The sequence below is a fragment of the Geodermatophilus sabuli genome, assembly GCF_900215145.1.
In the GTDB taxonomy this organism is placed as follows: domain Bacteria; phylum Actinomycetota; class Actinomycetes; order Mycobacteriales; family Geodermatophilaceae; genus Geodermatophilus; species Geodermatophilus sabuli.
This window is the reverse complement of sequence record NZ_OBDO01000011.1, coordinates 81,775-102,839: the sequence shown is the minus strand read 5'-3', so window position 1 is coordinate 102,839 and position 21,065 is coordinate 81,775. Positions and strand designations below refer to the sequence as shown.

Below are 21,065 nucleotides of genomic sequence, written 5' to 3'. Positions count from 1 at the left end.
GGCGACCGCGGTCAGACCGAGACGTTCGGGTAGTCCCCGGTGCCGTGCGGCGTGAACGCGACGTGCCGCTCGCACAGGTCCGCGCTGCACCGCGCGCCGAGCAGCTGCATGGACCGCAGGTACTCCTCGGCGAGGATCTCGTAGGCACGGGCCACGCCCCGCTGGCCACCGGCCATGAGCCCGTACAGGTAGGCCCGGCCGATCAGCACGGCGTCCGCCCCCAGCGCGCGGGCCGCCACGACGTCCTGCCCGTGCAGGACCCCGCCGTCGATGAGGACCGTGGCCGACTGGCCCACCGCCGCGCGGATCGCCGGCAGCACGTCCAGCGTCGCGGCGGAGCGGTCCAGCTGGCGGCCGCCGTGGTTGGAGACCACCACGCCGTCGGCGCCGTGCTCCACGGCCTCCCGCGCCGACGCGGGCGTCGTCACGCCCTTCACCAGGAGGGAACCCCGCCACCGATCACGCAACCAGTCCAGTGCGGAGACGTCCAGGCACGGGTCGAACATCATGCTGGCGACCTCGCCGGGGGTCGGGTTGCCGGGGACACCGGTCAGCGAGGCGAAGGTCATCCCGCCGGTGGTCAGCTTGTCGAACCACCAGCGCGGGAACCGGGACATGTTCAGCACGGTCCGGGCGGTGAGGGTCGGCGGGATGGTGAGGCCGTTGACGACGTCCCGGTAGCGCATCCCGGAGACGGTCGTGTCGACGGTGAGCAGCAGCGTCGAGTACCCGGCCGCCGCCGCCCGCTCCAGCAGGCCGGCGTTGAGCTCCCGGTCGGCCGTGAAGAACAGCTGGAACCACAGGTCGGCGTCCGGCGCGGCGGCCCGCACGTCCTCGATGGAGGTGGAGCCCACCGTCGACAGGGCGTAGGGGACGCCCACGTGCCCGGCCACGGAGGCGACGGCGGCCTCCCCCTGGTGGTGCATCATCCGCGTGTAGCCGGTGGGCGCGAAGGCCAGCGGCATCGCGATGCGCCGGCCGAGCAGCTCCACGCCCGGGTCGGGGTCGGCGACCGAGCGCAGGGCGTCCGGGGAGAAGGTGACCCGCCGGTAGGCCGCGACGTTGCGGGCCGCGGTGATCTCCTCCTCCGCGGCGCCGTCGACGTAGTCGAACACCGCGCGGGGCGTGGTGCGCCGGGCCGCGGCGCGCAGGTCGCGGATCGTCAGAGCCCGTTCCAGGCGCCGCGCGGTGCGCCCCAGTGGCGGCCGGCGGAACTGCACGACCTCCCGCAGCTCCGACCACCTCGGCGCCTGCCGGGCCGTCGGGACGGGTGGCAGCGCCCGCTCGTCGGTCATGGTCCTCGCTCCCGGGTGTGCGCCAGTGCCGAGCGGCCAGGGACGTGGTGCCGTCCAGGGTCGCAGGGTCCCCGTTGGTCCGCTCGCCGTCCACCGCGCCGTCGTCGCCGCTGGCGCCCGGTGCCCGCCGGGACCACGATCCTGCGGAAACGGCCCGGGCGGTCGGGTGCGGGCCGGTCACGGCGGGAGGAGACCCCGGTGGACGACGGAACGCCGGCACGGCGGCTGCGCAGCCAGGCCTGGTTCGACGACCCGCACGACCCCGGGATGACGGCGCTCTACGTCGAGCGCTACCTGAACTGGGCGCTCACCCGCGAGGAGCTCCAGTCCGGCCGGCCGGTCATCGGCATCGCGCAGACCGGTTCGGACCTCGCCCCGTGCAACCGGCACCACCTGCAGCTGGCCGGGCGCGTGCGCGAGGGCATCCGGGACGCCGGCGGGGTGGCGCTGGAGTTCCCGGTGCACCCCATCCAGGAGACCGCGCGACGGCCCACCGCGGCGCTGGACCGCAACCTGGCCTACCTCGGCCTGGTCGAGGTGCTGCACGGCTACCCGCTGGACGGCGTCGTGCTGACCACCGGCTGCGACAAGACGACGCCGGCCTGCCTGATGGCCGCGGCCACGGTGGACCTCCCGGCGATCGTGCTGTCCGGGGGCCCGATGCTCGACGGCTGGTACGACGGCGTGCGGACCGGGTCGGGGACCATCGTCTGGAAGGCGCGCGAGCTGCTCGCCGCCGGGCAGATCGACGAGGCGGGGTTCGTCGACCTGGTCGCCTCCGCGGCCCCCTCCCCCGGGCACTGCAACACCATGGGGACGGCGTCGACGATGAACGCCGTCGCCGAGGCCCTCGGCATGAGCCTGCCCGGCTGCGCCGCCATCCCCGCCCCGCACCGGGACCGCGCCCGCATGGCCTACCTGACCGGCCGGCGGGTCGTGGAGATGGTGCACGAGGACCTCCGGCCGTCCGACGTCCTCACCCGCGAGGCGTTCGAGAACGCCGTGGTGGTCACCTCCGCCATCGGCGGCTCGACCAACGCCCCCATCCACGTCAACGCGATCGCCCGGCACGTCGGCGTCCCCCTGGACGTGGCCGACTGGCAGGAGCTGGGGCTCGCGGTCCCGCTGATCGTCGACCTGCAGCCGGCCGGCCGGTTCCTCGGCGAGGAGTTCCACCGCGCCGGCGGCGTGCCCGCCGTCGTCCACGAGCTGATGGGCCACGGCCTGGTCCACGAGGACGCCCGGACGGTCAACGGCCGCACGATCGGGGAGAACTGCCGGGACACCCCGGCGACCGACCGCGAGGTCATCCGCACCTTCGACACCGCCCTGCTGCCCGACGCCGGCTTCCTCGTGCTGCGCGGCAACCTGTTCGACAGCGCGATCATGAAGACCAGCGTGATCTCCCCGGAGTTCCGCGACCGCTACCTGTCCGACCCGGAGCAGCCCGGCGTGATGGAGGGTCGCGCCGTCGTCTTCGACGGACCGGAGGACTACCACGCCCGCATCGACGACCCCGCCCTGGAGATCGACGAGACGTGCCTGCTGGTCATCCGCGGGGTCGGCCCACTGGGCTACCCGGGCGCGGCCGAGGTCGTCAACATGCAGCCGCCGGCGGCCCTGATCCGGGCGGGCGTCCACGCGCTGCCGTGCATCGGGGACGGCCGCCAGTCGGGGACGTCGGGCTCCCCGTCGATCCTCAACGCCTCTCCCGAGGCGGCCGACGGCGGCGGGCTCGCGCTGCTGCGGACCGGCGACGTCGTCCGGATCGACCTCGGGGCCGGCCGGGCCGACGTCCTGCTCCCCGACGAGGAGCTGGCCGAGCGGCGGCGCGCGCTGGAGGAGGCCGGCGGCTACCCCGTGCCGGCCTCGCAGACGCCGTGGCAGGAGATCCAGCGCTCGATGGTCACCCAGCTGGACGAGGGGATGGTGCTGCGTCCCGCGGTGGGCTACCGGCGGGTGGCGCACACCGCGGGCATCCCGCGCGACAACCACTGAGCCGCGACCACTGAGCCGCGACCACCACCGGGCAGGGGGTCAGTCCTCGGGGCGCCGCACCAGGGCCACCGCCTCCGCGGTGAGCCGGCGGACCGCCTCGACGTCGCCGGCCGCGATCCGCTCGCGCGGGACCATCCAGGACCCGCCGACCGCGACGACGGCGTCGACGGCCAGGTAATCGGCCACGGTGGCCGGCCCGACCCCGCCGGTCGGGATGAAGCGGACACCGCCGAACGGTGCGGCCAGCGCACGGATCGCCGGCGCCCCGCCCGACGTCCCGGCGGGGAAGAACTTCACCGCGGTGAGGCCCAGCTCCAGGGCGGCCTGCACCTCGGTCGCCGTCACCGCGCCGGGCAGGGCCAGGACGCCGTGCTCGGCGCACCGCTCGACGACGGCGCGGCTGAGGCCGGGCGAGACGACGTAGCGGGCGCCCGCGGCGACGGCCTCGTCGACCTGCGCCGGGGTCAGCACGGTGCCGGCGCCGAGGAGGACGTCCCCCCGGTCGGCCATCGCCCGGATCGCGTCGCCGGCGGCCGGCGTGCGGAAGGTGACCTCGGCGACCGGGAGCCCCCCGGCCACCAGCGCGCCGGCCAGGGGCGCGGCGTCGGCCGCGTCGTCGAGCACCACGACCGGGACCAGCCGGAGCCGGCCCAGGGCGTCGAGCACCTCCCCCGGCGAACGCGCGGTCACCGCTGCACCACGTTGGTCAGCGCCCCGCCGGCCAGCAGCGCCGTGAGGTTGTGCGTGATGAGCGCGTCGGCCCCCACCGGCCGCCCGCCGGCGGCGTGCGGGGTGAGCAGCAGGTTCGGCGCGTCCCACAGCGGCGAGTCCGCCGGCAGCGGCTCGACGGCGGTGACGTCGAGCGCGGCCCCGGCGATGCGTCCCTCGCGCAGCGCCGCGACCAGCGCCGTCTCGTCGACGGTGGAGCCCCGCCCGACGTTGACGACGAGGGCGTGCGGCGGCAGCGCGGCGAGGCGGCGGCCGTCCAGCGCCTGCGCGGTGGCGGGCGTCGACGGCAGGACCATGACCAGGACGTCCGTGCGCCCCAGCTCGGTCGCCAGCCGGTCCTCGGCCACGACGGGGAAGCCGGCCCGCTCCCCGCCGCTGCGGGCGACCCCGCGGACCTCCGCCCCGAGCTGGCGGAGCACCGGGGCCAGCGTCTGCCCGATGCTGCCGAACCCCCAGACGAGCACGCGGGCGCCCAGCAGCGTGGTGACCGCGTCCTCGGGGTGCAGCGGCTGGAGGCCGCCGAGTTCCCCGGCCCACCGGTGCTCGGCCTGCGCGCGCAGCGCGGCCGGCAGCCGGCGGAGCAGCGCGAGGACCAGCCCGAGGGCGTGCTCGGTGACCGGCCGGTCGTGCAGCCCCACGCCGGCGGTGACGACGACGCCCTCGGGGAACCCCGCGGCCAGGACGGCGTCCGGCCCGGCGGCCAGGGTCTGCACCCAGCGCAGCCGCGGCATCCGGCCGGCGACGGCGGCGAGGTCGGCGCCGGAGTTGCCCCAGACCACCAGCGCCTCGGCGTCCCGGTGCTCCTCGGGGACCGGGGCCGAGGCGGCGTAGGTCACCGCGGAGACGCCCTCGGGGAGGTCCGGCGCGAGCGGGAGGGAGTCGGGGAGCAGCAGCTTCACCGGGCCCTCCTGCTCAGCGCCGGAGTGCCCGCACCAGCGAGCGGGCGCCGAGGACCGCCCCGCCGGCCGCGGCCACCCACGGCCCGGCGACCAGTACCGGGTCCAGGACGTGGTGCCGGGCGTCGCTGCGGCCGCGCCGCGAGCGCAGCCCGCCGGAGGTGACCTCGCTGCGCACGCCGGTCTCGGTTCCCGGGCTGTCCGGCCGCAGCGTGGCGAACGAGCGCAGGTGGCTCCCCCACGCGTCCACCCGGTCCCCGACGATCAGCAGCAGCCAGTGCGCCAGGCGGCCCTCGCTGTACCGCCGGTAGGCGAGCTTGCGGATCGCCCCGGACAGCCCCCTCGGCGGCTGCGCGGTGCCGAAGACCGGGGTGAGGAAGGCGTGCTCGACGGAGCGCTCCCGCGGCCACGTCTCGGGTTGCCGTTCGGGGAAGTCCCAGTGCGCGCCGGTGGTGTCCGGCGCGTACCGGAGCTTGGGGTGCGACGGCCGGTCGGCCGGGTCCAGGTCGGCCCCCCAGCCCGGGATCCGGGCGCGCAGCTGCTCGGTCGTCTCCCGGGGTGGGCGCTTGTCCCGGACGTAGGCGCTCGGGATGTCGGGGGTGGTCATCGTCGCTCCTCCTCAGGCCGCATCGGGCAGGACCAGCGGCTTGATGCAGCCGTCGAGCTTGGCCGAGAACACGTGGTAGGCCTCGGCGATGTGCTCCAGCGGGAACCGGTGGGTGACCATCGCCCGCGGCGTGAGGTGGCCGTTGCGCACGTGCTCGAACATGCGGGGCCACTGGCGCTTCACCGGCGTCTGGTTCATCCGGAGGGTCAGCCCCTTGTTGAGCGCGTCACCGAACTTCACCGCGCTGGGGATCGGGCCGTAGGCGCCGACGACGGAGACGGTGCCGCCCTTGCGCACCCCGTCGATCGCCCAGTTCAGCGCCACCGGTGAGCCGCCCTGCAGCTTGAGCTTGGTCCCGGTCACGTGCTGCAGCAGGTTGCCGTCGGCCTCCGCGCCGACGGCCTCGATGACGACGTCGGCACCGAGGAAGTCGGTCTGCTTCTTCAGCTCGACCACGATGTCGTCGTACTCGTCGTAGTCCAGCGTCTCGGCGTAGGCCATGGTGCGGGCCTTCTCCAGCCGCTCCTGGAGGTGGTCGACGACGATGACCCGGCCGGCGCCCATCAGCCACGACGACTGGGCGGCGATCAGGCCGACCGGCCCGGCACCGAGGACGACCACGGTGTCGCCCTGCGCGATCTCGCCGAGCTGGGCGCCGAAGTAGCCGGTCGCGGCGGCGTCGGTCAGCAGGACCGCGTCCTCGTCGTGCATCCAGTCCGGGATCTTCACCGGGCCGACGTCGGCGAACGGCACGCGGACGTACTGCGACTGGCCGCCGTCGTAGCCGCCGGTGGTGTGCGAGTAGCCGTAGATGCCACCGACGGCCGTGGCGTTCGGGTTGACGTTGTGGCAGTTGGAGTACAGGCCCCGCGCGCAGAACCAGCACGAGCCGCAGAAGATGTTGAACGGCACCATCACCCGGTCGCCGACCTGCAGGTGCTGCACGGAGGAGCCGACCTGCTCCACGACGCCGATGAACTCGTGGCCGAACGTGTGCCCGATCCGGGTGTCCGGCATGAGGCCGTGGTAGAGGTGCAGGTCCGAGCCGCAGATCGCGGCGAGCGTCACGCGGACGATCGCGTCGTTCGGGTGCTCGATGGCCGGGACGTCCTTCTCCTCCACCCGGATCTTGTAGGGCCCCCGGTACACCATCGCCCGCATCGCAGCTCCCTCGCACATCCGTCCCGGTGGCCGCCCACCGGCCGGTCGCGGAGTGCCCAGGAAGCGCGCGGACGAACCAGGCAGTCCAGGTCGGTGTGCGGACCGGTCACGGTTCCCCGACCCGGACCGCAGCGCCGGTGCGGGCGGCCTCCGCGACGGCGCAGGCCAGGTGGTGCGTGCGCAGTGCCTCGGCGACGTCGACCAGCCCGGGCGCCCGGGGCCGGCCGGAGAGCACGTCGACGAAGGCGCGGTCGACGGCACGGCGGGCGTCGACGGTGGGGATGACCTCCTCCACCCCCTCCGCGGTACCCACCCGCAGCGAGGTCTCGGTGAGGGCGACCGACACGCCGGCGGCCGCCACGTCGAGGCCAGCCGCGGTCGGGAGGGGGAGGACGCACGAGGTGCTCGCGGTCCCCACGGCGCCGGACCGGAACCGGAGCACCGCGGCGGTCGCGTCCGGCACGTCGCGGGCCTCCCTCGTGGAGGGTGCCGCCGCACCGACCACCTCCGTGACCTCGCCGGCGAGCACGCGGACGAGGTCGAGCACGTGGGTCGCCTGCTCGACGACCTGCCCGCCGGAGCGGTCCTCGCGGCGCCACCAGGCCGCCGGGGGCGTCGTCCCCCACCAGCGGACGTCGACCAGGCGGACCCGGTCGCCGCCCAGCACCTGCCGGGCCCGCTCCACGGTGTCCAGGTGCCGCCAGTGGTAGCCGGTCGCGGTCGGCAGCCCGGCCGCGGCGACGGCGTCGGCGACCCGGCGCGCCACGGGCAGGTCGGCGGCCAGCGGCTTCTCGACGAAGAACGGCACGCCCGCGCGCACCGCGGCCAGCTCCGGGTCGCCGTGCGCGAAGGGCGGCACGCACAACCAGACGGCGTCGACCCCGGCCCGGAGCAGCCGGTCCAGGTCCGCGACGGCCGGCACGCCGAGCTCCGCGGCCAGCGCCCCGGCCGCCGCCGGCACGGGGTCGCAGACACCGACCAGCTCGACGTCGTCGAAGGCGGCGAGCGTGCGGGCGTGCCGGGCACCGACCGCGCCGGCACCCACGAGCCCTACCCGAACGGTCATCGCGCCCCCTCCCCGTCGGACCCGCGCAGCGTCCGGGTCCGTGCACCGGCGCGTCAACCGGTTCCGTCGGGGCCGTCTACTCCGCACACTGACGGCCGCGCCGGACGACCGGCAGGAACGGGTGCGCCCGTACCGCAGAAGGGGGATCTCGGATGAGGGCGGACGTCGCCACGTGGCTGGCCCGACGGACCTACCGGGCCGCGCAGTTCTCGGCCCCGCACCTGCTGGAGGCCAAGAGACGGTCCGGGACGACGACCAGCGTGGTCCTGCCCGCGCTGGACGAGGAGCGGACCGTCGGCGCCATCGTCGAGGTGATCCGGCGGGCCTTCGTCGAGGACGTCCCCCTCGTCGACGAGCTGGTCGTCGTCGACAGCGGCTCCAGCGACCGGACGGCGTCTGTGGCCGAGGCCGCCGGGGCGCGGGTGGTGCACGTCGACGACGTCCTGCCCGGGCACGGTCACGTCTCCGGCAAGGGCGAAGCCCTGTGGAAGTCCCTGTTCGTCACCAGCGGCGACGTGCTGGTGTTCCTCGACTCCGACGTGCAGGACTTCGACCCCTGCTTCGTCGTCGGGCTGCTGGGGCCCCTCCTGGCCGATCCGACGGTCGGCTACGTCAAGGGCCTCTACGACCGGCCGCTGGCCACCGCCGAGGGGATCGTCCCCTCAGGGGGTGGGCGCGTCACCGAGCTCACCGCCCGCCCGCTGCTCGGCGCCCTCTGGCCGCACCTGGCGGGGTTCGTCCAACCGCTGTCCGGGGAGTACGCCGGCCGCCGGCGACTCCTGGAGCGGGTCCCGTTCGCCTCCCACTACGGCGTGGAGTTCGGCCTGCTCGTGGACCTCGCCGAGCTCGCGGGGATCGACGCCCTCGCCCAGGTCGACCTCGGCGTCCGCCGGCACCGGCACCAGAGCGACGCCGCCCTGGGCCGGATGGCCGGCCAGATCCTGCAGACCGCCCTGGCCCGCTGCCCGTCGTTGCAGGTGCCGGGCGACCAGCTGGTCCAGTTCGTGCGCTCCGGGGGGTCGGTGGAGCCGGTCGCCTGGGAGGTCGGGATCCGCGAGCGCCCACCCATGGACCGCCTGCCGGAGTACCGGGCCCGCCGTGGCATGCCGGCACCAGGGCGCCTGCGGTGAAGGTCCTCATGGACGCCGGGCCGTGGCTGGCGGTGCCGCCGCGCGGGTACGGCGGCCTGGAGAACGTCGTCGCCACCCTGACCACCGAGCTCCGCCGCCGGGGGCACACCGTCGTGCTCGCCACCGTCGCCGAGAGCCGGCAGCCGGCGGACGGTCTGGTCTCCGCCTTCGCCACCGGGCAGTTCACCCGGCTGGCCGCCCCGTATCCCGACGTGACGGGGCTGGCGCACGCGCACGAGCAGGCCGTGGTGACCGAGATCCACCGGCACGCCGCGGCCGGGGCGCCGTTCGACCTGGTGCACACCCACCTGGAGGTGGTCGGGCCGGCGGTGCTGGCGGCGATGGGCGACGCGGCGCCGCCGGTGCTGCACACGCTGCACTGGGACCTGCGGCGCAACGCCGAGTTCTACGCCGCCTTCGACGGCCGCGGCCGGGTCTTCTTCGCCGGCGTCTCGGACACGCAGGTCGCCCGGGGGCCCGCCGCGCTCCGCCGCCAGACGCTCGGCGCGGTGCCGCTGTCGGTCCCCCTCCCGGAGCAGGACCCGGTGCCGCGCGCCGACCGCACGGACGCGGTGCTGGTGCTGTCGCGGCTGTGCGAGGCGAAGGGCACCGACCTCGCTGTCCGGGCCTGCCGTGAGGCGGGCGTGCCACTGGTCCTCGCCGGCCCGGTGGGCGGGCAGCCGGACCGCGCTGCCCTCGAGGCGGCCCTGGCCGACCCGGGCAGCCCGGCGCGGACCCACCCGGACGTCCGGTGGTTCCGCGAGCACGTCGAGCCTGAACTGGGCGAGCACGCCCGCTGGATCGGGTCGGTGTCCGGGGCGGAGAAGGACGACCTGTTGCGCCGGTCTCGGGCCGTGCTGTTCCCCGTCCGCTGGGACGAGCCCGGCGGGACCGCTGTGTGCGAGGCACTGGCCGCCGGGACCCCGGTCGTCGCCATGGCACGGGGCTGCCTGCCCGCCCTCGTCGACGACGGCGTCACGGGGTTCCTGGCGGGCGACGCGGCGCAGTTCACCGCGGCCCTGCACCGCATCCACGAGGTGGACCCGCGGGTGTGCGCCGCCACGGCCCGGCGACGCTTCTCCCCCGCCGTCATGGCCGACGGGTACGAGCGGCTCTACGCCGAGGTCCTCCGCCGGACCGGGCGTCCCCACCGGTCCGCGGCCCCCGCGGCCCGCTCCGGCTGACGGGCCGGTCAGCCGGGGAGTCGGGCCCACCGGAGTGACCCCGTCCGCCCACATCGTCACCGTCAGCCCGCGTCGGCCCAGGAACGGACGACGGCGACGTCCAGGGGGAAGTCGACGGGGAAGTCGCCGAACAGCAGCCGGCCGGCCGTCGACGCGGCGCGGCGCACCTCGTCGGCGACGTCCGCGGCCAGGTGCTCCGGGGTGTGGACGACGACCTCGTCGTGCAGGAAGAAGGCCAGGTGCGGCCGGCTGTCCCCCGGACCGCCGCCCAGGCGCCACAGCCGGTTGCGGAGGTCGGCCAGCCAGCACAGGGTCCACTCCGCGCCGGTGCCCTGGACGACGAAGTTGCGGGTGAACCGGCCCCAGGCGCGGCGGGCCCGCTCCCGCTCCTCGCGCGAGCCGCTCCGGTCCGGCGCCTCGCCCAGGTCGACCGGGCGCTCCGCCCAGGCGCCGGTGGGCGGCGGGGACCCGCGGCCGAGCAGGGTGTGCACCACCTCGCCGCGTTCACCGGCGCGGGCAGCCTCCTCCACCAGCCCGATGGCGCGCGGGTAGCGACGCGCCAGCCGGGGCAGCATGCGGCCGCTCTCGCCGCGGGTGCCGCCGTACATCGCCCCGAGCATCCCCACCTTCGCCTCGGCGCGGGTCGCCACCGCGCCGCCGGCCACCATGCCCTGGTACAGGTCGGCGGAGCGGGCCGCCTCGGCCATCGCCACGTCCCCGCTCATCCCCGCGAGCACGCGCGGCTCCAGCTGGGCGACGTCGGCGACCACGAGCCGCCAGCCGTCGTCCGCGACCGCCGCCGGGCGCACCTGGGTGGGCACCGACAGCGCTCCCCCACCGTTGGACGCCCACCGTCCGGTCACCACCCCGCCGGGCAGGAACCACGACCGGAACCGGCCGTCGCGCACCCAGCTGTCCAGCCAGCTCCAGCCGTTGGCGGTCAGCAGCCGGGACAGCTTCTTGTACTCCAGCAGCGGCGGGACGGCGGGGTGGTCGATCGGCTCCAGCGTCCACGACCGGGTGTCGTCCACCGGCAGCCCCGCCGTCTGCAGCGCACGGAGCACCGCGCCCGGTGAGTCGGGGTTCAGGTCGGGAGCCGCGAGCGCCACGCGGATCTCCCCCGCCAGCCGCTCGAGCACCGCCGGCCGCTGACCGGGCGCCGGCCGGGGCCCGAGCAGCTCGGTGAGGATGCGTTCGTGCACGTCGGCCCGCCACGGCAGGCCGGCGGCGGTCATCTCGGCGGCCACCAGCGCGCCGGAGGACTCGGCGGCGAGCAGCAGCCCCAGGCGCCCGCGGTGCGCCGACGCGGCGAGGGCCGCCTGCTGGCGCTCGTGCTCGGCGACCGGGTCCAGCCGGTCGGCGGGGTCCTCGAGGGGGAACAGCGCGGCGTCGGGAGCCGTCACCGGCTGCAGCGCGTCCCAGCCCGCGGTCTGGTCGTCGGCGAGCAGCGCCTGGTCGACGAACGGCGACCGGCGCAGGACGGCGTGGCTGAGCCGCAGGTCCGTGCAGCGCTCCACGCGGACGCCGGCCGTCAGCAGGTCCGGGTACCAGCGGGTCGTGTCGTCCCACACCCAGCGGACCGGCGCGCGCTCCCGGTCCCGGACGAACCGGGCCAGCTCCGCGGTGGGCAGCCGGGTCGCGGCGGTCGTCGTCCCGTCGTCGGCCAGCTCCCGCGCCTCGACGGCGGACCCGCCGCGCCGCAGGAGGACGACGCGGTGCACCCGCCCAGTGTCGCCGCCGGGACCACCGCCGACCGCGCCCGTGGACCGCGATGACGGCGGCGCACCCCGGCTGACGTGCTCAGGGCGTCCCCCGGGCCGACCGGCGCGCGGCACCCCGGCCCGACCCCGCCCGGGAGTGCGTCAGCCGGGCTGTCCGCCGACCAGCCGGCGCAGGCAGCGGACCGGCCACCCGGCCATCCGCAGCGGCACGCCCGCGGCGGCGCGGACCACGCGCGCCCCGAGGCGGAGCAGGTCGGCGTACTCCGCCGGCCGCGGCCCGGTGGCCGGTCGAGCCGCGGCGCGGGGGCCTGACGGCGCCGCGGCCGGCTCCCCCGGCCGCGTCGCGGCCCGGTCAGCGGGGTGCGGTGTCGCCGGCACGATGAGGTCGACCGCGGTGCGTCGCCGCGGGTCCCGCAGCGACGCGAACGACGGGATCGCCGGCGCGGCCGGCGACTCCTCCTCGGCGGCCGCGGCGTCCGGTTCCGGGACGACGCGCCGGATCGCGGCCACCGTGCCGGGGCCGAGGCCGGGGACGGCGGCCAGCTCCGCGCGGGTGAGGCCCGCCAGCTCCGCGGCGCTGGTCACGCCGGCGCGGGTCAGCGCGGTCACCGCCCGCCCGGGCAGGCCGAGCTCCTCGAGGGAGCCCGCGGGCGCGTCGCCCGGCGACCTGGTCGGCATGGCCCGACCCTAGCCGCGTCCTCCGGCGGGCGTCGGCCGGTTCCCGGCCGCGGACGGGCCCCGGCCGGTGGGCCGGCGGGCCAGGGCCACCACGGCCAGGACGGCGGGGACGACGGGGGCGGCCAGCAGGAGCAGGGCACCGGGCCGGCGGCTCCCCGCCGCGGCCACCTCCCCGGCCAGCGCCGGGGCGAGGAGACCGGCGCACCCCCACGCGGTGAACACCCGGCCGTACACCGTGGCGAACGCGCGGGCGCCGACCCGGTCCGCCGTCGCCGCGGGCACCAGCGCGGAGACGGCGCCGTACGCGAGGCCGACCGCGGCGAAGGCCGGCAGCACGGCGGCCGCTCCCGAGGACACGGCGAGTGCTCCCAGGGCCGTCGTGGTGACGGCCAGGGCGGTGACCAGCGCGGGCAGCCGCCCGACGGCGTCGGACCACCACCCGGCCGCGAGGCGGCCGGCCAGGTTGCCGGCGGCCAGCAGCGAGACCGCCGCTCCGGCGGCCTCGGCGTCCAGGCCCCGCGCGGCCGCCAGCGGGGCGGCGGTGGCGAACAGCACCAGGCCGGGCGCGGCACCGCCGGCGAACAGCACCCACAGGGCGACCAGCGCCCCGCGCTCCACCGGCTCCCGCGCGCGGTCCGCACCCGCACCGGCTGCCCGGTCCGCGGGGGCCAGGGCGGCCGCCGCGACCAGCAGTCCGGTCGCGGTGACGGCCAGGACGGCCAGCGCCGTCCGCCACCCGGCGACCGCCAGCGCGGGCGGGGCCGCGAACCCGAGCAGCACCGGCCCGGCCGCGTACGCCCCGACCACCAGGCCGCTGGCGGCGCCGCGGCGGCGTTCGGGCACCCGGGCGGCCAGCGCGACGGAGACGCCGTAGGCCACGCCGTTGGCGGCGCCGAACAGCAGCCCGACGCCCAGCCACGGCAGCTCCGGCCGCTGTGCCGTGGCGGTCAGCCCCAGCCCGGCCCCGGCCAGGACGGCGGCCGCGCCGAGCAGCCACCGTGGCCCGAAGCGCGCCATCCCGCGGCCGACGCCGAGCAGCACGGCGGTGAAGACCACGAGCGCGGCGGCGAACACCGCGGAGCCGCTGCCCGGTGGCGCCCCGACGTCGGCCGTCACGTCCGGCGCGACCAGGCTCCAGGCGAACAGCGTCCCCACCGCGAGGTTCGCGAGCACGCCGGAGGCGACCGGCCGCAGGGACGGCGAGCGGTCCGGGGAGCCCGCGTCGGGGCCGGGTGCCCGGCTCACCGCTCCCGCGCGGCGGCGCGGCCGGCTCCCCCGCCGCGGCAGCGCGGTGGAGCGGGCGGGCCGGGGTGCGCCCGGCCCGCCCGCTCCGTGCTCACCCCCCGGTCAGGAGGTGACGGCCACCTGGCCACGGTCCTCCCGCTGCGGCCCCCGGCCACCGGGCCGGATGTCGACGTCGAAGATCTCGGTCGGCAGGAACAGCGAGCAGCACGCGTTGGGGATGTCCACGACGCCTCCGATGCGGCCCTCGATGGGCGAGGTGCCCAGGATGAGGTACGCCTGCTCCCCGGTGTAGCCCCACTTCTCGAGGTACCGGATCGCGTTGAGGCAGGCGTTGCGGTAGGCCAGCGTGGCGTCCATGTAGTGGTTGGTGTCGTCGCGGTGGTCGACCGAGACGCCGATGAACGTCAGGAACTCCGAGTACCGCGGCTCCACCCGGCCCGGCATGAAGATCGGGTTGGTGGTGACCCCGTAGGTCTCCATGCCGCCCTTGATGAGGTCGACGTGGAAGTCGATGAACCCACCCATCTCGATGGCGCCGCAGAAGTTGATCTCACCGTCGCCCTGGCTGAAGTGCAGGTCGCCCCCGGAGAGCAGGCCCCCGTCGACGTAGACCGGGTAGAAGACCCGGCTGCCGCGGGTGAAGTTCTTGATGTCGTGGTTGCCGCCGTTCTCGCGGGCGGGGACGGTCCGGGCGCCGTCCTGGCCGATCGAGGTGAGCAGGTCGCCGGTGGCGGTGCCGGCCAGGATGTTCTCCGGCAGCGGCGGCAGCCCCAGCGGCGGCACCCGGTCGGGGTCGGTGGCGATCAGCGCCCGCTCCCGCGCGTTCCAGCGGGAGAGCAGCTCCGCCGACGGCGCGGTGCCGAACAGCCCGGGGTGCGTGATGCCGGTGTACTTGACGCCGGGCACGTGGCGCGAGCTGCACTGCTGGCCCTCGAAGTCCCAGATGGCCTTGTAGGCGTCCGGGAAGTAGTCGGTCAGGAAGCCGCCGCCGTTGACCTTGGCGAAGATGCCGGAGTAGCCCCAGCCCTCCCCGCAGTTCGGTCCCTGGGTCTGTGGGACCGGCCCGAGGTCGAGGATGTCCACGACCAGGAGGTCACCGGGCTCGGCGCCCTCCACCGCGATCGGGCCGGAGAGCATGTGGGCGTGCGACAGGTCGACGTCGCGGACGTCGTTGGCGGAGTCGTTGTTGCCGATCTGTCCGTCGGTCCACTCCTTGCACTCCACCCGGATGTTCTGCCCGGGCCGGACGGTCACCGCCGGCGGGATGTCCGGGTGCCAGCGGTTGTGGCCGGGGACCGCCTGGTCCCGCATGGACTTGCTCTGGTCGACGCTGAACACGACATCGGGCATGGCGACTACCTCTCAGTGGACGCCCGGCGCGGTACCGGACGGAACGGGGGCGGGGGCGGTCAGCGAACGGCTCAGCGGGGCGCTGACGCCGAGCAGGAGTAGGCCGAGGGCCGCGACGACGAGCGCCTGGGCCCAGGAGTCGTCCCACCAGCCGGCGAGGATCAGGAAGGCCGGGACGAAGGCGGTGAGCAGGCCCTCACCGGCGGCCAGGACGCCGATGGCGGGCGCGAGATGGTCCCGGTGCAGGGCCATCAGCAGGAAGAAGGCGGTCCAGAGCACCGCCCAGAGCAGCCAGATGACGCCGAAGACCCGGTCGCCGACCTCGACCCACGAGTGGACGGCGAAGCCCACCGCCGCCACGGCCACCACCAGGGAGAACCAGCCGAGGCCCTCGTTCGGCCAGCCCGTGATGCCGTTGATGCCGACCCACAGGTAGGTGAAGCCGAAGAAGTACAGCCCCGCGGCCAGCGCGATGCGCGCCGGGTCACCGGCGGCGAAGACGATCAGGTAGGTCGGTGCCACGACCTGCAGGGCGCCGACGAAGAGGTTCAGCGGCGCCGCGCCGCGCGGGCTCACGTGACCCAGCAGCATGACGCCGTTGACGACGAGGACGGCGCCGACGTAGAGCAGTCCGACCGTGCCCATGGGTCACCAGCGGGGCAGGGAGGGGTGGGGACCCGCGGGGCGGCGGGCCGCGTTGACCGGGGCCGGCCCGGTCACGGGGCTCCACCGGCGGCTGCGCGGGCGTGGCGCGCCGTTGGGGATCGAGCGCACCACCTGGGGGGTCTCGGCGCTGGCGTCGGCGGCGTCGATCGCGCGATGCGTCCCGGTGGGCACCGTCGCGAGCGCCGGCGCGGTGTACACGCGGGCGGCGTCCGCGCCGCAGGCGGGGCACGGACTGGTGGGCCGCAGCGCGGCCATGGGCTGGACCACCTCGAAGACCGAGCAGTCGGGACACCGGAACAGGTACGTCGCCATGGGGCTCTCCCTTCCTGTCACGTGGAACATATTCACATGAAAGGAAGTGTCAAGCCCTCCGCACCCGGCGGCGCGTGTGCGCCGGTCAGAGGGTGGCGAGGACGTCGAAGTCGTACCCGTCGGCGACGGCGAGGTGGACACGCTGCTGCAGGTGGTTGCCGGCGAAGGACACCGGACCGCGCGGGCCGTCGTAGCCGAGCCCGTCGGCGGCCCCCAGCACGTCGGGGACCCGCAGGCTGCCGGCCCGCTCGGCCAGCGCCGCGAGCGTCATCAGCCCCTCGTAGCAGGACTCCGCGGCGTTGTTCAGCGGAGGCGCGTCGGGGCCGTGCTGGTCGACGTAGGCCCGGGTCAGGTCCAGCGCCGACGACGTCGCCAGCGAGCGGAAGTAGGCGGCACAGACGAAGAGGTTCCGGGTGGCCTCCGCCCCGCTGGCCAGGAGCATGTTCTCCTCCATCAGCGGACTGAAGCGGACCAGCCGCTCCTGCAGACCGGCCCGGGCGAAGGCCCGGTTGAACCCGACCGCGTCCTGCCCCACCAGGTAGAGCAGCACCCCCTGCGCGTCGCTGTCCCGGATGCGGTCGACGACGGCGCCGTACTGCTCGGTCCCCAGCGGCACGTACGCCGTCCCGGTGAGCTCCAGCCCCAGCTCGCGGGCGAACACCCGGGTGACGTCGACGGAGGCGCGCGGCCAGACGTAGTCGTCCCCCACGACGAACCACCGCCGCAGCCCGCAGACGTCGCGCAGCCACCGCAGCGCCGGCGCGATCTGGCGCGCCGGCGTCTCGCCGGAGCAGAAGACGCCCGGTCGCCGTTCCCCGCCCTCGTAGAGCGAGGTGTAGACGTAGGGGATCCGCCCGGCGGTCACCGGGGCCACCGCGTGGCGCACCGCCGAGATGTGCCAGCCGGTCACCGCGTCGATGCGCCCGGCGGCGATCAGCCGGCCGACCTCGGCACCGACCCGCTCCGGGCGCGCCCCGCCGTCGACGACCTCGACGGTCACCTGGCGGCCCAGGACCCCGGTGCCGTTGATCGCCGCCAGCGCCGTCGCCGCCACGGCCTCGCACGACGGCCCGAAGATGCCCGCCGGCCCCTGCAGGGGGACGATCAGGCCGATGCGGGCGACGTCTGCCGTCGATCGCATCGATTCCCCCTTCGGCGTGAACCGTGCGGCGAAGGAACGCAGCATCCCGGGGGTCTGCGAGAATCGAGGGCCCCGAGTGGAGGCCCACTATGCTGACCTCACCCGGCCAAGGGAAGAGCGTGCGCGGCCGAGGAGAGACGAGCATGGGGCCAGACGGTCCGGGGAGCCCCGCGTCCCACGTCGACCTGCTGCGGCGGGCCGCCTCCGGCCTGACGTCCCGCCTCGAGGAGATCCTCGGCGCCGACGACCTGACCCTGGACCAGTGGCGCGTGCTCAGGACCCTCACCGAGCAGGGGCCGCTGTCCATGAGCGACCTGAGCGCGCTCACGCACGTCACCGGTCCGACGCTCACCCGGATCGTCGACCGGCTGGTGGAGCGCGCGCTCCTCTACCGCAACGTCGACGCCGCCGACCGCCGCCGCGTCCTCGTGCACGCCGCCGAGCGGGGGTCCGCGCTGTGCCGGTCACTGGCGCCCCGCGTCGCCGACGCCGAGCGCGACGGGCTGGCCCCGCTGTCGGACGCCGAGGCGCGCACCCTGCGCCGGCTGCTGGAGCGCCTGGCCACCGGCTGAGCGGCGGCGCGCGCAGGCCTCCCGGCCGGACCGCCGGCGTGCTTGGCTGCCGGCACGGCCTGCGAGGAGTCCCGATGCCCGTGCAGCTGAACCACACCATCGTCGCGGCCTCCGACAAGGAGGAGTCGGCGCGCTTCCTCGCCGACGTCCTCGGCCTCCCACCGCCCACGCCGTTCGGCCCGTTCGCCGTCGTGACCCTCGCCAACGGCGTCTCGCTGGACTTCATGGACGAGGCGGAGGTCTCCCCGCGGCACTACGCGTTCCTGGTCACCGAGGAGGAGTTCGACGCGATCCTCGGCCGGGTCCGCGCCCGCGGCCTGGACCACTGGGCCGACCCGTTCCGCAGCCGCCCCGGCGAGGTCAACACCAACGACGGCGGTCGGGGCGTCTACTGGCCCGACCCCGACGGTCACCTGCTGGAGGTCATCACCCGCCCCTACGGCGGCTGAGCGCCGCGACAGCGCGCCGGGCACCCCTTCGCGAGGCGCGCGACGCGACGCGTCCGGTCCGCGGGCGCCCGCGGCCGGCCGCGGACCGGCCTCTGCGCGGCCGTGAGTCGGCTCACCGAGCCGGTACGGGCCGCCCTGCACGACCAGCACTTCTCCCCTCGCCCGCGGGTCACCGTGACCGCCGTCACGGCGACATTGCACATGACAGAACGTAGCGTTTCGGCTGCGTTCAGCTCGTGAACGTGGCGCCGGTCCGCCAAACCCTGCCCACCGGCTGCCCTCCAGACCCTCAGGGCAGGGGTGGGGGACCCACCGTTCCCGGCGCGTTCCGCGCGCCTCGGGGTGAAGCCGCGCACCGCGGCCGGGCACCGATCGCCCGAACCCGACAGCTCACCTCGCCGGCGGTGATCGGAGATCACACACCACCATGGCAAAGCACCGCGCACCCCGTTACGTCCGCACCAAGAAGGCCCTCGCGGGCGTACCCGTCGCAGCCGGCGCCACCGTCGTCGGCCTCGGCGTCCTCAGCTCCCCGGCCAGCGCCGCCACCACCCACGACTGGACCGGCGCCGCCCAGTCGGCCGTGGCGGTGGCCCCGGCCACCCCCGCCGTGGCACCGCTCCCCGTGGTCGCACCCGAGCCCGTCGCGACCCCGCTGCCTCCCATCGCCCCGGCCCCGACCGCCGCCGCGGAGATCACCAACAGCGCGGGGGCCGTGCAGCCCCGGGCGCAGGCGGCCGCCGACGCCGTCGTCGCGGCCGTGCCCGGCGCCGCCGGCATCACCATCGGCGGCACCCGCGCCAGCGCCGCCGACCCGCACGGCCACCCGTCCGGCCTGGCGCTGGACTACATGGTCGGCACCGACGCCGCCCTCGGCGACGCGATCGTCGCCCATCACCTGGCCCACTGGGACGAGCTCGGCGTCGAGTACGTGATCTGGCAGCAGCGGATCCTCACCTCGCCGACCGGCGTCTGGAAGGCGATGGCCGACCGCGGCAGCCCGACGGCCAACCACATGGACCACCCGCACGTGAACTACCGGGCGTGACCGGGGACCGCACCCCGCACGGCCGTGCGGACGCGGCCTGACGACCGGACCCGCACCGTGGTCCCCGGCGGCCCCGCACCCGACACCGGGTGCGGGGCCGCCGGCCGTCCCGGCCGCGGTCGTCGTCGGCACACTGGTGCGGTGCCTCCTGCGCCGCCCGACAGCGCCACCGCCCGCGGCGTCGTCCGCCTGCTCAACACCGCCGGCGGGCGGGTGCTGTGCCTGGCCGGCGACGTCGACGCCGCCGCGGTCGAGTCCTTCCTGCGGCGCTACGGCCGCGAGCCCGCCCGGGTCGAGGCGATCGACGCCGGCTCGGTGACCGGCCTGTCGGCGCCCGCGGTGGAACTGCTGCTGGACCACCTCGACGCCGCGGAGCGCGCCGGCCGGCCGGTGACGGTGCGCCGCTCCCCGCTGGTGGACCGGGTGCTCGCCACGGCACTGCCGGGCCGACGCCGACCGCCCGCGCCCCCCGGTAGCGTCCCGCCGTGACCGCGGGGACCAACTGGGCCGGCAACCACACCTACCGGGCGCGGCGGCTGCACCGGCCGACGACCCTCGAGCAGGTGCAGGAGATCGTCGCCGCCGCCCCGCGCATCCGCGTGCTGGGCTCCCGGCACTCGTTCACCGGCATCGCCGACTCCGCGGAGCTCCTCTCGCTGGAGGCCGTCTCGGCCGCGGCGTCCCCGCTCGCCGGCATCGACGTCGACCTCGACGGCGGCACGGTGACCCTGGGCGGGGGCGTCCGGTACGGCGAGCTGGCCGAGGTCCTGCGCGACGCCGGGGCCGCCCTGCACAACACCGCCTCGCTCCCCCACATCTCCGTCGCGGGCGCCGTCGCGACGGCCACCCACGGCTCCGGCGTGACCAACGGCAACCTGGCCACCGCCGTCGCGGCGCTGGAGGTGGTCACCTCCGACGGGGAGGTGGTCCGGATGGCCCGCGGGGACGCGGACTTCGACGGGATGGTCGTGGGCCTGGGTGCCCTCGGCGCGGTCACCCGCCTCACGCTCGACGTCGAGCCGGCGTTCGAGGTGGCACAGCGGGTGTTCGAGGGACTGTCCTGGGACGCCCTGTCCGAGCACTTCGACGAGGTCGTCGGCTGCGGCTACAGCGTCAGTCTCTTCACGCTCTGGGGCGAGGACGTGGAGATGATCTGGGTGAAGTCCCGGACCGACCGGGACGGCGCACCGGACGGCGACCTCTTCGGCGCCGTCCCCGCGGTCGTCGACCGGAACCCCGTGGTCGGCCTGGACCCGACGCCGTGCACGCCGCAGCTGGGCCGGCCGGGGCCGTGGTCGGACCGGTTGCCGCACTTCCGGATGGGCTTCACCCCGAGCGTCGGGGACGAGCTCCAGTCGGAGTACCTGCTCCACTCCTCCCGCGCCGTCGAGGCGATCACCGCTGTCCGCGCGATCGCGGCGCGGATCCGGCCGCTGCTGCTGACCTGCGAGATCCGCACCGTCGCGGCCGACCGGCTGTGGCTGAGCACCGCGTACGGCCACGACTGCGTCGCCCTGCACTTCACCTGGCGACGGGATCCGGCGGGGGTCCTCGACGTCCTGACCGACCTGGAGGCGGCGCTGGACCCGTTCGGGGCGCGCCCGCACTGGGGGAAGGTGTTCCGGTCCGGCGCCACCAGGATCGCCCCGCTGTACGAGCGGCACGCGGACTTCGTCGACCTGGTGCAGCGGCTCGACCCCCGCGGCGCCTTCCGCAACGACTGGCTGGAGGAGAGGGTGCTCGGTCGCTGAGCCGGCGGCAGCACGCCGGCCGGCCCGAGCCGGAGGCCCACCAGCTCCTCCAGCGTCACCGAGACC

Annotated in this window: 21 protein-coding genes and 1 riboswitch; of the genes, 8 read left to right on the top strand and 13 right to left on the bottom strand. The window is 76.1% G+C overall.

Annotated features, from left to right (window positions below; translation table 11 throughout):
• Positions 1 to 11: 11 nt before the first annotated feature.
• Positions 12 to 1,295: an alpha-hydroxy acid oxidase gene (locus tag CRP39_RS21905; RefSeq protein WP_097208517.1), complete on the bottom strand. Its 1,284-nt coding sequence runs from the start codon at positions 1,293 to 1,295 to the stop codon at positions 12 to 14.
• A 198-nt stretch (positions 1,296 to 1,493) separates the two neighbouring features.
• Here CRP39_RS21905 and CRP39_RS21900 point away from each other — a divergent pair, with 198 nt between their 5' ends.
• Entirely contained in the window at positions 1,494 to 3,293 is a 1,800-nt protein-coding gene (locus CRP39_RS21900) for an IlvD/Edd family dehydratase (RefSeq protein WP_216359862.1), read from the top strand.
• A 39-nt stretch (positions 3,294 to 3,332) separates the two neighbouring features.
• Here CRP39_RS21900 and eda read toward each other — a convergent pair whose 3' ends face one another.
• From eda to CRP39_RS21875, 5 genes are all read right to left on the bottom strand, one after another.
• Complete coding sequence (eda, locus tag CRP39_RS21895) at positions 3,333 to 3,983, bottom strand: bifunctional 4-hydroxy-2-oxoglutarate aldolase/2-dehydro-3-deoxy-phosphogluconate aldolase (RefSeq protein ID WP_097208516.1); 651 nt, start codon at positions 3,981 to 3,983, stop codon at positions 3,333 to 3,335.
• Positions 3,980 to 4,921, bottom strand: coding sequence for a phosphoglycerate dehydrogenase (locus tag CRP39_RS21890; protein ID WP_097208515.1), 942 nt, complete (start codon positions 4,919 to 4,921; stop codon positions 3,980 to 3,982). The genes eda and CRP39_RS21890 overlap by 4 nt, the downstream gene beginning before the upstream one ends.
• Before the next feature lie 13 nt (positions 4,922 to 4,934).
• The gene (locus tag CRP39_RS21885; RefSeq protein WP_097208514.1) at positions 4,935 to 5,525 is read right to left on the bottom strand and encodes a hypothetical protein; all 591 of its coding nucleotides are present in this window, start codon (positions 5,523 to 5,525) and stop codon (positions 4,935 to 4,937) included.
• Positions 5,526 to 5,537: 12 nt separating this feature from the next.
• On the bottom strand, positions 5,538 to 6,686 hold the full coding sequence (locus CRP39_RS21880) for a zinc-dependent alcohol dehydrogenase (RefSeq protein WP_097208513.1): 1,149 nt from the start codon (positions 6,684 to 6,686) through the stop codon (positions 5,538 to 5,540).
• A 106-nt stretch (positions 6,687 to 6,792) separates the two neighbouring features.
• On the bottom strand, positions 6,793 to 7,752 hold the full coding sequence (locus tag CRP39_RS21875) for a Gfo/Idh/MocA family protein (protein ID WP_097208512.1): 960 nt from the start codon (positions 7,750 to 7,752) through the stop codon (positions 6,793 to 6,795).
• Positions 7,753 to 7,904: 152 nt separating this feature from the next.
• Here CRP39_RS21875 and CRP39_RS21870 point away from each other — a divergent pair, with 152 nt between their 5' ends.
• Both CRP39_RS21870 and CRP39_RS21865 read left to right on the top strand, forming a co-directional pair.
• Positions 7,905 to 8,882, top strand: a complete 978-nt coding sequence (locus CRP39_RS21870; protein ID WP_097208511.1) for a glucosyl-3-phosphoglycerate synthase — start codon at positions 7,905 to 7,907, stop codon at positions 8,880 to 8,882.
• Positions 8,879 to 10,066, top strand: a complete 1,188-nt coding sequence (locus CRP39_RS21865; RefSeq protein ID WP_097208510.1) for a glycosyltransferase — start codon at positions 8,879 to 8,881, stop codon at positions 10,064 to 10,066. Before CRP39_RS21870 ends, CRP39_RS21865 begins: the two co-directional genes overlap by 4 nt.
• A gap of 62 nt (positions 10,067 to 10,128) precedes the next feature.
• Here the strand turns inward: CRP39_RS21865 and CRP39_RS21860 are convergent, their stop codons facing one another.
• The 7 genes from CRP39_RS21860 to CRP39_RS21830 all read right to left on the bottom strand — a co-directional run bounded on the left by CRP39_RS21860 (position 10,129) and on the right by CRP39_RS21830 (position 17,179).
• Entirely contained in the window at positions 10,129 to 11,787 is a 1,659-nt protein-coding gene (locus CRP39_RS21860) for a bifunctional 3'-5' exonuclease/DNA polymerase (protein ID WP_097208509.1), read from the bottom strand.
• A gap of 141 nt (positions 11,788 to 11,928) precedes the next feature.
• Positions 11,929 to 12,465, bottom strand: coding sequence for a DNA-directed RNA polymerase subunit alpha C-terminal domain-containing protein (locus CRP39_RS21855; protein ID WP_097208508.1), 537 nt, complete (start codon positions 12,463 to 12,465; stop codon positions 11,929 to 11,931).
• A 9-nt stretch (positions 12,466 to 12,474) separates the two neighbouring features.
• Positions 12,475 to 13,710, bottom strand: a complete 1,236-nt coding sequence (locus tag CRP39_RS21850; protein ID WP_172442569.1) for an MFS transporter — start codon at positions 13,708 to 13,710, stop codon at positions 12,475 to 12,477.
• Between the two features lie 102 nt (positions 13,711 to 13,812).
• Positions 13,813 to 15,060 carry a formamidase gene (gene fmdA / locus CRP39_RS21845; protein WP_097208506.1) on the bottom strand — a complete coding sequence of 416 codons (1,248 nt, stop codon included), beginning with the start codon at positions 15,058 to 15,060 and terminating at the stop codon, positions 13,813 to 13,815.
• Positions 15,061 to 15,072: 12 nt separating this feature from the next.
• Positions 15,073 to 15,705: an AmiS/UreI family transporter gene (locus CRP39_RS21840; RefSeq protein WP_097208505.1), complete on the bottom strand. Its 633-nt coding sequence runs from the start codon at positions 15,703 to 15,705 to the stop codon at positions 15,073 to 15,075.
• A gap of 3 nt (positions 15,706 to 15,708) precedes the next feature.
• The gene (locus CRP39_RS21835) at positions 15,709 to 16,038 is read right to left on the bottom strand and encodes a zinc ribbon domain-containing protein (RefSeq protein WP_097208504.1); all 330 of its coding nucleotides are present in this window, start codon (positions 16,036 to 16,038) and stop codon (positions 15,709 to 15,711) included.
• Between the two features lie 85 nt (positions 16,039 to 16,123).
• Positions 16,124 to 17,179 (bottom strand): substrate-binding domain-containing protein, encoded by a 1,056-nt coding sequence (locus CRP39_RS21830; RefSeq protein ID WP_097208503.1) that lies wholly within the window; start codon positions 17,177 to 17,179, stop codon positions 16,124 to 16,126.
• A 143-nt stretch (positions 17,180 to 17,322) separates the two neighbouring features.
• Here CRP39_RS21830 and CRP39_RS21825 point away from each other — a divergent pair, with 143 nt between their 5' ends.
• From CRP39_RS21825 to CRP39_RS21805, 5 genes are all read left to right on the top strand, one after another.
• Positions 17,323 to 17,751 carry a MarR family winged helix-turn-helix transcriptional regulator gene (locus CRP39_RS21825; RefSeq protein WP_097208502.1) on the top strand — a complete coding sequence of 143 codons (429 nt, stop codon included), beginning with the start codon at positions 17,323 to 17,325 and terminating at the stop codon, positions 17,749 to 17,751.
• 74 nt (positions 17,752 to 17,825) lie between these two features.
• Entirely contained in the window at positions 17,826 to 18,200 is a 375-nt protein-coding gene (locus CRP39_RS21820) for a VOC family protein (protein ID WP_097208501.1), read from the top strand.
• Between the two features lie 269 nt (positions 18,201 to 18,469).
• A riboswitch (cyclic di-AMP (ydaO/yuaA leader) is annotated at positions 18,470 to 18,619 on the top strand.
• A gap of 8 nt (positions 18,620 to 18,627) precedes the next feature.
• Complete coding sequence (locus tag CRP39_RS27810) at positions 18,628 to 19,248, top strand: VldE C-terminal domain-containing protein (RefSeq protein WP_245854030.1); 621 nt, start codon at positions 18,628 to 18,630, stop codon at positions 19,246 to 19,248.
• A 141-nt stretch (positions 19,249 to 19,389) separates the two neighbouring features.
• Positions 19,390 to 19,737 (top strand): hypothetical protein, encoded by a 348-nt coding sequence (locus CRP39_RS21810; RefSeq protein WP_097208500.1) that lies wholly within the window; start codon positions 19,390 to 19,392, stop codon positions 19,735 to 19,737.
• Entirely contained in the window at positions 19,734 to 20,999 is a 1,266-nt protein-coding gene (locus CRP39_RS21805) for an FAD-binding protein (RefSeq protein WP_097208499.1), read from the top strand. Before CRP39_RS21810 ends, CRP39_RS21805 begins: the two co-directional genes overlap by 4 nt.
• Positions 21,000 to 21,065: the final 66 nt, after the last annotated feature.